Consider the following 11,811-nt stretch of genomic DNA (forward strand, 5'->3'; position numbering starts at 1 on the left):
CCTCTGGGTCGATGGCGCTGAACCGCATGAACTCCGCCAAAGGAGCCGTCCTCCGCCTTTTGACCCAAGCCTATCAAAATCGTGATATGGTGGCTCTCATTCCCTTTCGCGGTGAACAGGCAGAGGTGCTCCTACCCCCCACTCGCTCCATTGAAGCAGCGCGGCGCCGCCTGGAAACGCTGCCCTGTGGGGGTGGCTCTCCCCTTGCCCATGGCCTAACCCAAGCGGTACGGGTGGGCTTGAATGCCCGGCAAAGCGGTGAAATTGGTCAAGTGATGATTGTGGCTATCACCGATGGTCGGGGGAATGTCCCCTTGAGTCGTTCCCTTGGGGAAACCATACCGCCGCAGACCAAGCCGGATGTCAAAGCCGAGGTACTGGAAATTGCCGCCAAGATTCAAGCCCTGGGTCTAAAGCTCTTGGTAATTGATACTGAGAATAAGTTTGTCTCCACAGGGATGGGCAAGGAATTGGCACGGCAAGCGGGGGGTAAGTATTACCATCTACCTAAGGCCACCGATCAGGCGATCGCCCAAGTAACCCAGAACGCCCTGCAATTTTAGCTACGCATCAAAAACTCTCCCCCCAGTTAGAGAGGAGAGAAAATAGGAAAATAGGAAAGTATGAGGGCAGGTAGCCTACATCATGCCGCCCATGCCCCCCATACCGCCATTAGCGGGGGCTGCGGGTTTAGGTTCCGGTTTTTCGACCACCAGGGCTTCTGTGGTCAGTACCATGCCAGCGATCGAACCTGCATTTTGCAGGGCAGAGCGTACCACTTTGGCCGGGTCAATAATACCTGCACTGACCAGATCTTCATAGGTGCCGGTTGCGGCATTAAAGCCATAGTTAAAGTCACCAGCACGGACATTTTCGACGACAACGGCTCCTTCGGCACCAGCATTGTCAGCAATTTGAGCCACTGGCGCCGCCAAGGCACTGGCGACGATGCGCGCACCCGTTTGTTCCTCAGGACTAAGGCGAGGCAGCAGTGCGTCAATGCGACTGGCCAAGTGGAGCAACGTCACGCCACCGCCAGGGACAATCCCTTCAGCCACTGCTGCTTTTGTAGCATTGAGGGCATCTTCCAAGCGGAGTTTGCGATCCTTCAATTCTGTTTCGGTGGCGGCACCTACTTTGATCACAGCCACACCGCCCACGAGCTTGGCAATCCGCTCCTGTAGCTTTTCTTTGTCGTATTCGGAGTCGGTCTCAGCTAACTGCTTCTTGAGCTGTTCGACCCGCTTTTGAATATCGGCTTTATTGCCCTTCTCCGACACAAGGGTTGTCGTGTCTTTGGTGACGGTGACAGAAGAGGCTTCCCCCAGCATTGTGAGTTCCACATCCTCTAGGGTCAGACCAACTTCTTCAGAAATGACTTGACCACCCGTGAGAATGGCAATGTCTTCGAGCATGGCTTTACGGCGTTCGCCAAAGGCTGGAGCCTTAACAGCGACCACATTGAGGACGCCCCGCAGTTTATTGACCACCAGTGTGGCCAGGGCTTCTCCTTCCACGTCTTCGGCAATAATCACGAGGGGACGACCACTGCGAGCCACCCTTTCTAGGGTGGGAATTAGGTCTTGGATGCTCGTAATTTTTTTGTCCGTCAGGAGCAGATAAGCATTGTTGAGTTGGACAATCATCCGCTCTGGATCGGTGACAAAGTAGGGGGAGATGTAGCCGCGATCAAACTGCATCCCCTCAACAATTTCCATTTCTGTATTCAGGGATTTCGATTCTTCAATGGTGATCACGCCATCTTTGCCCACCTTGGCCATGGCTTCACTAATCATTGCCCCCACTTCGGGGTCGTTGCCGGCAGAAACGGTTGCCACTTGGGCAATCATTTCCCCCTCAACAGGTTTGGCTACTTCGGCAATGGCATCCACAATTGTTTTGATGGCTTTTTCCATGCCCCGCTTAAGAGCAATGGGGTTGGCACCGGCAGCCACGTTTTTGAGACCTTCCCGGATCAGGGCTTGGGCAAGGACGGTTGCGGTGGTTGTGCCATCCCCAACCACATCATTGGTTTTGGCGGCTACTTCCCGCATGAGTTGAGCACCAGTATTTTCGTAGGCATCTTCCAGTTCGATTTCTTTGGCGATCGTCACGCCATCGTTGACAATTTGCGGTGCACCATACTTTTTCTCGAGCACCACATTGCGCCCTTTGGGGCCAAGGGTAATTTTCACGGCATCGGCAAGGGCATTAATTCCGCGTTCGAGCGATCGCCGGGACTCTTCATGAAATGCAACTAACTTTGCCATCGGTGGCTATCCTTTAATAACTTGGAGATCAGAATTGAGGAACTGCAAACTTCGCAGACTGCAAGCCAATGTTCACGATACTCTGCAGCAGTGTCTCAGGGCAATACGAAAAGATGTGGGGGATTCCGCACTTGCTCGCCTATACCGGCCACACATCAACAAGCTTCTTGGCCATGGCTGACCGTCGGCGGGTGAATCGCGATCGCCAGCTCAATGGACTGCCGCCCCTTGTTGCCGATCAGGTACTTGCAGAGGCAGCACAACAGCCGAAGATATGCTCAAATGCCAATACTTTAGCCATACCAATTTTGAGGGACAATCGCCAATGGATGGCTTTATCGCCCTAGGGGGTCGCGGTGGCGGCGGTGAAAATATCATGCAGCAGAAGGGCACCCCCGGATTGGTGCTCCACTATCAGCTAATTGAGCGCTGCCACAAAGGTTGGATGGATAGTGAAGGGCACCGCCAAAATATCCTTCGGCCTGAATTTACCCGTTTTGGTTTTGGCATTGCTTTGAATTCCGTAGGGGACAAGGTCTATGCTGTACAAATGTTTGCGCTGCCACCCCAGTAAGGGGAGCAAAACTTAGTCAACAGATCGAAGAATGTCAATGTCATCAAAGCTAGTCACATGCGCCATGTTCACTGAAGAAATGTACGTTGTCCTTGAATCCACTACCAGCGATGAGACCTTTCTCACCCCCATGGAGCTACAGGCCAAGCTGATTGAGTACTTGACAGAAACAGAGGTTTCCCTCGCACCAGATCTCCTGGCCTTGCCTGATGTGGAAAGTCGTGCCCAGTACCTCATGACAACGGCTTGTGAACTGCCATTGGCCAATGGTGGCTACCTCCAGTGGTACGCCGTGCGTTTAGAAAAATAATTGTTACACAGGGTTACGAAACTCCTGCTCGGAAAATTCCGTTCTAATATAGATAAGGCTCTTAGCTCAATAATCAGACGATTATTGATTCTTTCTTGGTGTCCAACTCCTCAGGAATATCAGGGTAGCAAAACTGTGGCCGATCGCCGTCGTCAACCAAAGAAAAAACAACAAATGACCTATAGTTGGCCGTTGGCAGGCACCTATCAGGCCCTCAGCTCTGCATCGGTGGATTTGATCTGGCGCAAAGTGGTGAATTTGGCTGATGTGTCGTGGCATCCCTTGATTTTGCGCACGAATGTGCCCTACGGACTTGTACCTAAGCCGGGGTTTATTTTCCAAGCAATGACCCGTTGGATTCCTTGGCCGATTCAGATTTTTGTCGAACGGGTATCACCAGGGAAACTGTTGAGTATTCGCATTTTGGTTTTGCCGGGAGTAGAGGAACGGGTGACCTATCGTTTAGAATCGACGGTCTGTGGCAGTCAGATTTCCTGCTCAGTGATGCTGCGGGGCTGGCTGGCTCCCCTGATTTGGTCCCTGATTCGCGACTATGCGGCAGTGTTGGCCGCCCGTTTGGCGATCGCCGCTGAGAAGGAGCCCCCCTCTGCCAAGCCCCCCATTGATCCCTGTTTAGATTTTTAGACTGACAAGAGAGAAGACTATGCTCAGCGATAGCGATCGCGTTCGTGTTCTCAGTGAAGCCCTTCCCTATCTCCAAGCCTTTGCTGGGCGCACCTTTGTCGTCAAATACGGCGGCGCCGCCATGAAGGAAGAGCAGCTCAAAGATTCCGTGATTCGCGATATTGTCTTTCTCTCCTATGTGGGGATTCGCCCTGTGGTGGTTCATGGGGGTGGCCCAGAGATCAATACTTGGCTCGCCAAGCTCAACATTGAACCGCAATTCAAAAATGGGCTGCGCGTCACCGATGCCGCGACGATGGATGTGGTGGAGATGGTCTTGGTGGGCCGCGTCAACAAAGAAATTGTGACCCTGATCAATCAGGCGGGCGGGCAAGCGGTGGGGCTGTGTGGGAAAGATGGCAACCTGATTCGTGCCCGTGCCAAAGGGGAAGATAGCATTGGCTTTGTGGGTGAAGTGCAGGGGGTGGATACCCGTGTGATTACAGCACTGGTGGAGAAAGGGTATATTCCTGTGATTTCCAGTGTGGCTGCCGATGATACTGGGCAAGCCTACAACATCAATGCCGATACGGTTGCTGGCGAGATTGCAGCGGCCTTGGGGGCTGAGAAGCTGATTTTACTGACGGACACCGCCGGCATTTTACGGGATTATCGCGACCCCAGTACCCTTATTTATCGCCTTGACATTGCTGAAGCGCGGCAACTGATTAAAGAGGGGGTTGTCTCGGGGGGGATGATTCCCAAAGTCACCTGTTGCGTGCGATCGCTCGCTCAAGGCGTGAAAGCAGCACACATTATTGATGGCCGAGTGCCCCACGCCCTGTTGCTGGAGATTTTTACCGATTCAGGGATTGGCTCGATGCTAGTGGGGTCCAATGCAGCCTATGATAGCGCCTTTAGTGGTTGAAACTTTTTGCATGAAAAAGGGCGTCCTCAGGTATAACAAGGATGTTTTAGTGTAAGCGTCTATTTTATGAAACTATTCTCTTTGATTTTAATGAGTAGCGGCTTAGCCACTAGCCTGACACTGCTAGCACGCGCCATTCCCCAACCCTACCCCCAAGTGGCTGTGAATAGTTTTATGGATACCTGCATTGAGCGTGGCCGGCGATCGGCGCCCATTTTAGCTCGCTCGGTGATGAGTAACATTTGTCAGTGCTCCATCAACTATATTCAGGAGCGGTTGAGCTACGCCGATTTTCAAGACCTTGATCCCAATGGTGGCCAACCCCAGTCCCGTCGCCAGCGGCAGGCGCAGCGTGTCTTAGATGAGAGTGTAAACTATTGTGTGCGGCGGCAATTTGGCGGCTAGGAACTTTTTGACAGGAAGTAACGTTCTTCAAATTAGCTTGAGCTGGCGATCGCCCACAGCCAAGGCCAGTCTTTGTGCTAGATTGGGCGTAGGCTAAAGGGTTGAAAATTTAGGACGAATCATATGGGAATCACACACCGCACGCTCGTTGTCAGTACGACAGTGGTCATGACGGCATTGGTTGCGGTCACGGGTGCGGGTCTTCACTGGTCCCGTAGCCTAGCGGGTTTTCGCCAAAGTCCGAAGGAACTGGTGGATGAAGTGTGGCAGGTCATTGACCGTGAATACGTTGATGCCACCTTCAATGGCAATGATTGGCGTGCGGTGCGGCGGGAATTTCTCTCCCGCAACTATACCAAACCCGAAGAGGCCTACAAAGCGGCGCGGGAAATGCTAGAAAAGCTCAATGATCCCTATACCCGTTTTATGGATCCCGAGCAATTTCGATCCATGCAAATTGAAACCTCTGGTGAACTCACGGGGGTAGGTATCACAATTACCCAGGACGAAAAGACAAAAGAGATCACGGTGGTTTCTCCCATTGAAGGGAGTCCAGCCGCTGAGATGGGCTTAATGGCTAAGGATGTGATCCTAAAAATTGACGGCAAATCCACTAAGGGCATGGATCTCAACCAAGCAGTTGGCATGATCCGTGGACCTGTGAATACAAAAGTGCGCCTGACGATCCGGCGGGGCGATCAAATCTTGAACTATGAGATTACCCGTGCCCGTATTGAAATTCATCCTGTGCGCTACAGCCTGCGCCAAACTCCCCAAGGACGGGTGGGCTATATTCGCCTGGTTACCTTTAGCTCTAATGCAGCAGCGGAAATGCGCACAGCTATCCGTGAGTTAGAAAAGCAAGGTGTTGAAGGCTATGTTCTAGATTTACGCTCCAATCCCGGCGGCCTCCTCTTTGCCAGTGCTGAAATTGCCCGCATGTTTCTAAAGCAGGGGGATATTGTCTCTACGGTCAATCGCCAAGGGGAAGCAGAACGCTTACGCGCTGGTCGCGGCTTCCTCACCAATAAGCCCCTGGTGGTACTCATTGATGGCGGGTCTGCCAGTGCCAGCGAAATCCTCGCGGGTGCCCTACAGGACAATGGCCGTGCTGTATTGGTGGGAACGCGCACCTTTGGTAAGGGCTTGGTGCAGTCGGTCCAGCCGGTGGGAGAAGGGGCAGGGATTGCGGTGACGATCGCCAAATACTTTACCCCCAGTGGCCGTGATATTAACAAGAAGGGCATTGAACCCGATGTTGAAGTCACGCTCACGGAGCAGCAGCGGCAGCAACTCACGCGCGATGACATTGCCACTGATCGCGATCCCCAATTTATGCGGGCGCTAGCGGTTCTCAATGAACGCATCCTAGCGGAGCGGCGCAATACTCAATCGGCACTCCCTGCTCAGCCCGCCCATCCTTAGAGTTTGGTGATGACTGTGGCCGACCGTCGCCGACAAGCCCAGCGGGTATTGTTCTTGGCGCTAGGGGTAAATGTCGCCCTGACCGTCATCAAGGCTGTTGTTGGGGTTCTCAGTCAGTCCTTGAGTTTACAAGCCGATGCTCTACACAGTCTGACCGATGCCGGTAGCAGTATCTTGGGCTTAGTGGCTATGCAGTGGGCGAATCCCCACCCTGATCGCGATCATCCCTACGGTCACCAAAAGTTTGAAGCCCTCGGTGCAGTGGGGATTGCTGCCTTTTTGGGCATGGTCTGCTTTGAGATTTTACAAAGTGCCGTTGAACGCCTTTTACATCAAACCCATACTGTAACAATTACAGGGGCAGAACTCTGGATTGTGATCTTGGTTCTCGGCATCAATATTGGCCTCACCCTCTATGAGCACCATATGGGGCATCGGCTGAAAAATTCTGTTTTAATTGCCGACGCCAAGCATACCCTGAGCGATGTGTGGACAACCGTCATTGTGCTTTTAGGGCTGATTGGCGTCTGGACCTTCAACTGGGATTGGTTGGATGTGGTGCTGGCATTTCCGGTGGCTGCTCTTGTGTTTTGGAGTGCGTGGGAAGTTCTCAAAGGTAACATTCCTTGGCTGGTGGATGCGGTGGCGATCGCTCCCGAAGCCATCCATGAGCTAGTGATGACCGTACCCGGTGTAGTTAATTGCCACGACATTAGCTCACGGGGGATGGTGGGGCGGCAAGTATTTATTGAGATGCACTTAATCGTGGAGGCGGAAGATATTCCCACGGCCCATGACATTACTGAGCAAATTGAAGCCCTGCTGCAGGAGCGCTACGGACCTGCTCGCATCGTCATCCACGTTGAACCCCCGGACTACCAATCGAGCCAGATCAGCGTTTCCTAGGAACTTTTGAGTTAGAATCTGTTTGAAGCCAGGATCACTAAAGGAAGCTATTGCAGGTGTACGATTGCATTGTTGTTGGTTCAGGGCCTGCAGGGGGTGCGGCTGCCTATCACTTGGCAAAGCGGGGGCGACGGGTTTTGGTGCTGGAAAAGGAGGCGCTGCCGCGCTATAAGCCCTGTGGGGGTGGTGTGTCGCCCCAAGTGCAATCCTGGTTTGACTTTGACTTTAGTCCGGCCATCTCTTTGAAAGTGACGCAAATGGTCTGTACATGGCAGGGGGAAGAGGCTCAACTTCTGGAGTTTCCACCAGAGCAGCCAATGTGGATGGTGCGCCGCGATGTTTTTGACTACTTCTTAATTCAACAGGCCCAGCGACAGGGAGCAGAGTTGCGCCCTCAAACCCCCGTAACGGGTCTGACATGGGGGGGCGATCGCTGGCAGGTACACACCCCCTCAGGGGATTTTACAGCCCAGTACCTGATTGGCTGTGACGGTGCCAAAGGCTCGATGGCCAAGTGGCTCGGATTTAGGGGTCGTCAGCAGCGGGTGGGAGCAGCGATTGAGATTGAAGCAGCGATGCCTGATCATTCCCTCACGGCAGCCCACTTTGACTTTGGTCGCCTCCACAATGGCTATATTTGGAACTTTCCTAAACGCGATGGCTACTCTATTGGGGTAGGCACAGTGGCCTTGGGGCGTAAGCAAAACCTGCGGGCGATCGGGGCAGAGTATGCTGAAACCTTTGGAGTTGATTTCAATCAAGTCAAGGTCTATGGCCACCCTCTCTACTGTTGGCAGCAGCACCAACGCCTGCATACCCAAAATGCCCTCCTGGCTGGCGAAGCTGCCTGTGTCGTTGATCCATTTACTGCCGAGGGCATTCGCCCCTCTCTGTTGACTGGGATGTTGGCTGCCCACGCCATCGATCGCGCCCTCAGTGGAGATCCAGAAGCCCTTGCCAATTACTCACAGCAAGTACAGCAGGAATGGGGCGCCGATATGATCTGGGCAAAGCGGCTCTCCACCCTTTTTTATCGGATGCCCCGCACTGCCTATGAACTCGCCGTCAAGCGTTTAAGTGCTCGACAGCGGATGGGGCAAATTTTCTGTGGCCAATTACGCTACCGCGATGTGGCAGCCAATGGCCTGAAATTGTTGGCATCGGGCTTCAGGCTGCCTGGGGTTCGACGCTAATGTTGGTCATGAATGTTGGTCATGTAGGTGAATAGCTGCCCAAAAAGCCTTGGAGACCTTGCCCCTATAATGTTGGTGCAGCCCAACTTAGGAACATTACTGGTGAACAGTCCCATTGAGCAGCGCAAGGCCGAGCACCTCAAGCTTTGTATTCAAAGTGATGTCAGCCATCAAGAAGTCACCACGGGTTTCGAGAAGTATCGCTTTCGCCATTGTGCCCTGCCCGAACTGGACTTTGCCGAGATTGATCTGAGGGTTGAGTTTCTTGGCTGGCGGCTGGCAGCACCCCTGCTGATTTCCTCCATGACCGGTGGCACACCCCAAGCAGGAGAAATCAATCGCCGTTTAGCACGGGTGGCGCAGCAAAAGGAAATTGTCATGGGTGTGGGCTCCCAACGGGTGCTGCTGGAGCATCCGGAGGTGGCAACCACGTTTGCGATTCGCAGGGAGGCACCCACCATTCCTCTGTTGGCCAATCTTGGCGCAGTGCAGTTGAACTATGGCTGTGGCGTTAGTGAATGCCAAAAAATTATTGACCTCTTAGAAGCGAATGCCCTGATTTTGCACTTGAATCCGCTGCAAGAGGCCGTGCAAACGGGGGGCGATCGCAACTTTAAGGGATTGTTAACGAAAATTGGCGTCCTTTGTCGTTCCCTACCTGTGCCCGTGATTGTCAAGGAAGTGGGCAATGGTATCAGTGCTGATGTAGCCAAGCAATTGGTGGATGTGGGTGTAGCGGCCATTGATGTGGCGGGGGCAGGGGGAACCTCTTGGGCAAAAGTGGAAGCAGCGCGTGCCCAAGATGCCCGTCAACAGTTTCTCGGAGACACCTTTGCTGAATGGGGTATTCCTACGGCTCGCTGCCTTGAGCAAATTCACACTGCCCTACCAGATACGCCCCTGATTGCCTCCGGTGGACTGAAAAATGGCATTGATGTAGCCAAAGCCTTGGCCCTTGGTGCAGGTCTTGCCGGTTTAGCTCGCCCCCTTTTGCAGGTAGCCCATCAATCAGAGGAAGCACTGGCTCAACGCATTGACTTTATCCTTGAGGAATTGAAAACCGTGCTATTTTGTACCGGCAGTGCGACCCCCCAAGCTCTCTATCAGCGCCGCTGTCTCGAGAGGATTTAGCGAGGCTCTTCAAGGATGGTGCGCAGCCACGGCGGTGGATCCGGAATGGGATTGCCCAATCGCTCCAACAGTGTCCATGCCAAAATGTGCACGACTAAGGCATAAACCGTGGACTGGAAAAAGACCAGCAGTAGTGCCACGACTTGGATCAAGGTCACCGTTGGCTCCAGCAGCAAATTTAGATTGACCAGTACCCAATCAATAAAATTCGTGACCTGCCGATTGAAGTAAACCCAGAGGTTTTCCCCCAGGAGAATGGACACAAGACTAATCTGAAAGAAAAATCCTGCAGTGCCAATCACTGCCCCACTGAGGATGGAGCGTCCCCAGCCCGCTTTTTTTGCCCAGCAGCCGCCAAAAATGACCCCCATAATGCCGTGGGGCAAGAGAAATTGCAGACTGCGGGGTGGCCCCATCAAAACGGAAAGGAGCAACGCACTCACAATGGCCGCCATCCACGCGGCGCGGCGGTTCCAGCGTAAGTAAACCAACGCAATGGGAATCGGAAAAAACAGGCGCAGGACTGGGCCAGCGGGTAAATAAAAGTTAACCACCCAGAGCAGGGCAGCGGTACTAGCCAGGAAGGCTGTTTCCGTAATGACGAGGGTACGCTGAATTTGCGATCGCCCCACGCTTTGGCTTTTCTCAGGGGGCACAAGGGCTTCGATGTCGGGAAAATCATCCTCTAGGGAGTCCGTCGGGTTCATTGATTGCAGATAGCCTTTTTTCTCTACACTTTAGCAAGCTTTACTGCCGGCCCTCAAACTGGGTATCGCTCCCCGAAAAATCCTTTGCTGAAAGTTAGAATCGTGGGTAGGGTATTTTACAAATTCGTATGTTCCTATGTGTCGTCTTTATGCCTATATGGGGCGCAAAACCTCCCTTGCCCATGCCCTAGTGGATGCTCCCCATTCCCTGTTGGTACAAAGTTACCAACCCCGCGAAATGACAGCGGGACTCTTGAATGCAGATGGCTTTGGGGTGGGCTGGTATGCTGCCCACCAAGATGTGCCCCCCTTTCTGTATCGGCAAACAATACCCATGTGGCATGATATCAACTTTACTGAGCATTTAAGCCGCTACATTGAATCTGCCTGTTTTTTGGCCAATGTCCGCAGTGCCACACCGGGGCAAGCGGTGCAGATGACGAATACCCAACCCTTTCGCTGGGGACGCTGGCTGGGGATGCACAATGGCTTTATCGACAACTTTCGCCAAACCCTCCACCGCCCAATGCGCGATCGCCTGTCGGATATTTGTTACAACATTGTTGAAGGCTCGACGGATTCTGAACATCTCTTTGCCCTCTTTTGCAATGAATTGGTGTTGAATCCGCAATTGTCACCGGTGATGGTTCTGCGGCAAACACTGCAAATCGTCTTTTCCCTAGCGCAGGCAGCGTCTACCCGTGTCAGTGCCGCCATGATTCTCACCGATGGTTTGTATATTCTCGCCAGCCGCTGCTCCCAGGGCACACCACCCCCCACCCTGTACTGGAGTCAGGATGCCGAGAAGATTCAACTCACCTCAGAACCCGTAGATACTCAAGCGGAGTGGTATCCTTTACCAGAAAATAAATTGCTGTTGCTGAGTTTGCACAGTGAACCAGAAATTTACGCCTTCTGAGACCTCGACCCGCTGGAATCCCTTTGATCGCGAAGTTTTTTGGCAAGCCTTTCAAAACCAGCGGCAATTTACGCTCCAATTAGTTGCCCAGTTGAGCGAGGTAATTCTTTGTGCTCAGCCCCATCCCCTCTATAGTCCCGTGGGGTGGCATTTGGGACACATTGGTTATACTGAGGCCTTTTGGCTATTACCTGAAGATTCCGGTTTCAGAGATCGCGATCGCTATTGGTATGCCGCCGATGGCCGACCTAAGGTGGAGCGACAGCACTTGCCACCACGACGCCAATTACTGGAGTACCTCGCAGAGATTCGCCAACGTACGGGCGATCGCTTCCACTGCCTGAGCGACACGCAATGGCAACAGGAAGCTCGTCTCTGGTGGTGGATTTTGCAGCATGAAGCTCAGCACAGTGAAACAA

Annotated in this window: 15 protein-coding genes; 13 read left to right on the forward strand and 2 right to left on the reverse strand. The window is 53.1% G+C overall.

From position 1 onward, the window contains the following. Positions 1-563: VWA domain-containing protein (locus H8Q75_RS10470; protein WP_297041546.1), on the forward strand; the 563-nt coding region annotated here is incomplete at its 5' end. A gap of 75 nt (positions 564-638) precedes the next feature. Here the strand turns inward: H8Q75_RS10470 and groL are convergent. After that, positions 639-2,270: a chaperonin GroEL gene (gene groL / locus H8Q75_RS10475; RefSeq protein ID WP_024124271.1), complete on the reverse strand. Its 1,632-nt coding sequence runs from the start codon at positions 2,268-2,270 to the stop codon at positions 639-641. Positions 2,271-2,443: 173 nt separating this feature from the next. Here groL and H8Q75_RS10480 point away from each other — a divergent pair, with 173 nt between their 5' ends. The 10 genes from H8Q75_RS10480 (at position 2,444) to fni (ending at position 9,766) form a co-directional block, all read left to right on the forward strand. Beyond that, on the forward strand, positions 2,444-2,617 hold the full coding sequence (locus H8Q75_RS10480) for a CAP domain-containing protein (protein ID WP_162147156.1): 174 nt from the start codon (positions 2,444-2,446) through the stop codon (positions 2,615-2,617). Next, a complete protein-coding gene (locus tag H8Q75_RS10485) occupies positions 2,596-2,844 on the forward strand; it encodes a CAP domain-containing protein (RefSeq protein WP_051372761.1) in 249 nt (82 codons plus the stop codon). Before H8Q75_RS10480 ends, H8Q75_RS10485 begins: the two co-directional genes overlap by 22 nt. A 64-nt stretch (positions 2,845-2,908) precedes the next feature. Continuing rightward, on the forward strand, positions 2,909-3,154 hold the full coding sequence (locus H8Q75_RS10490) for a chlororespiratory reduction protein 7 (RefSeq protein WP_024124270.1): 246 nt from the start codon (positions 2,909-2,911) through the stop codon (positions 3,152-3,154). Between the two features lie 174 nt (positions 3,155-3,328). Beyond that, on the forward strand, positions 3,329-3,799 hold the full coding sequence (locus H8Q75_RS10495; protein ID WP_051372760.1) for a hypothetical protein: 471 nt from the start codon (positions 3,329-3,331) through the stop codon (positions 3,797-3,799). A gap of 19 nt (positions 3,800-3,818) precedes the next feature. Next, positions 3,819-4,706, forward strand: coding sequence for an acetylglutamate kinase (argB, locus tag H8Q75_RS10500; RefSeq protein ID WP_024124268.1), 888 nt, complete (start codon positions 3,819-3,821; stop codon positions 4,704-4,706). Between the two features lie 66 nt (positions 4,707-4,772). Next, on the forward strand, positions 4,773-5,111 hold the full coding sequence (locus tag H8Q75_RS10505) for a hypothetical protein (RefSeq protein ID WP_024124267.1): 339 nt from the start codon (positions 4,773-4,775) through the stop codon (positions 5,109-5,111). 123 nt (positions 5,112-5,234) lie between these two features. After that, positions 5,235-6,536, forward strand: coding sequence for a carboxyl-terminal processing protease CtpC (ctpC, locus tag H8Q75_RS10510; RefSeq protein ID WP_024124266.1), 1,302 nt, complete (start codon positions 5,235-5,237; stop codon positions 6,534-6,536). A 9-nt stretch (positions 6,537-6,545) separates the two neighbouring features. After that, on the forward strand, positions 6,546-7,442 hold the full coding sequence (locus H8Q75_RS10515; RefSeq protein ID WP_297041557.1) for a cation diffusion facilitator family transporter: 897 nt from the start codon (positions 6,546-6,548) through the stop codon (positions 7,440-7,442). A gap of 56 nt (positions 7,443-7,498) precedes the next feature. Further along, entirely contained in the window at positions 7,499-8,635 is a 1,137-nt protein-coding gene (locus tag H8Q75_RS10520; RefSeq protein WP_024124264.1) for a geranylgeranyl reductase family protein, read from the forward strand. A 69-nt stretch (positions 8,636-8,704) separates the two neighbouring features. Then, the gene (fni, locus tag H8Q75_RS10525) at positions 8,705-9,766 is read left to right on the forward strand and encodes a type 2 isopentenyl-diphosphate Delta-isomerase (protein ID WP_365971084.1); all 1,062 of its coding nucleotides are present in this window, start codon (positions 8,705-8,707) and stop codon (positions 9,764-9,766) included. On the opposite strand, the gene H8Q75_RS10530 is transcribed toward fni, so the two are convergent. Beyond that, on the reverse strand, positions 9,763-10,473 hold the full coding sequence (locus tag H8Q75_RS10530; RefSeq protein ID WP_024124262.1) for a DUF2232 domain-containing protein: 711 nt from the start codon (positions 10,471-10,473) through the stop codon (positions 9,763-9,765). The genes fni and H8Q75_RS10530 overlap by 4 nt on opposite strands. Positions 10,474-10,609: 136 nt before the next feature. On the opposite strand from H8Q75_RS10530, the gene egtC reads away from it, so the two are divergent. Then, complete coding sequence (gene egtC, locus H8Q75_RS10535; protein WP_024124261.1) at positions 10,610-11,392, forward strand: ergothioneine biosynthesis protein EgtC; 783 nt, start codon at positions 10,610-10,612, stop codon at positions 11,390-11,392. Further along, positions 11,367-11,811, forward strand: a 445-nt coding sequence (locus H8Q75_RS10540) for a DinB family protein (RefSeq protein WP_297041562.1), incomplete at its 3' end; no start/stop codon positions are given. The genes egtC and H8Q75_RS10540, both read left to right, overlap by 26 nt.

It is taken from the genome of Thermosynechococcus sp. OHK43, assembly GCF_014466085.1.
Taxonomy (GTDB): domain Bacteria; phylum Cyanobacteriota; class Cyanobacteriia; order Thermosynechococcales; family Thermosynechococcaceae; genus Thermosynechococcus.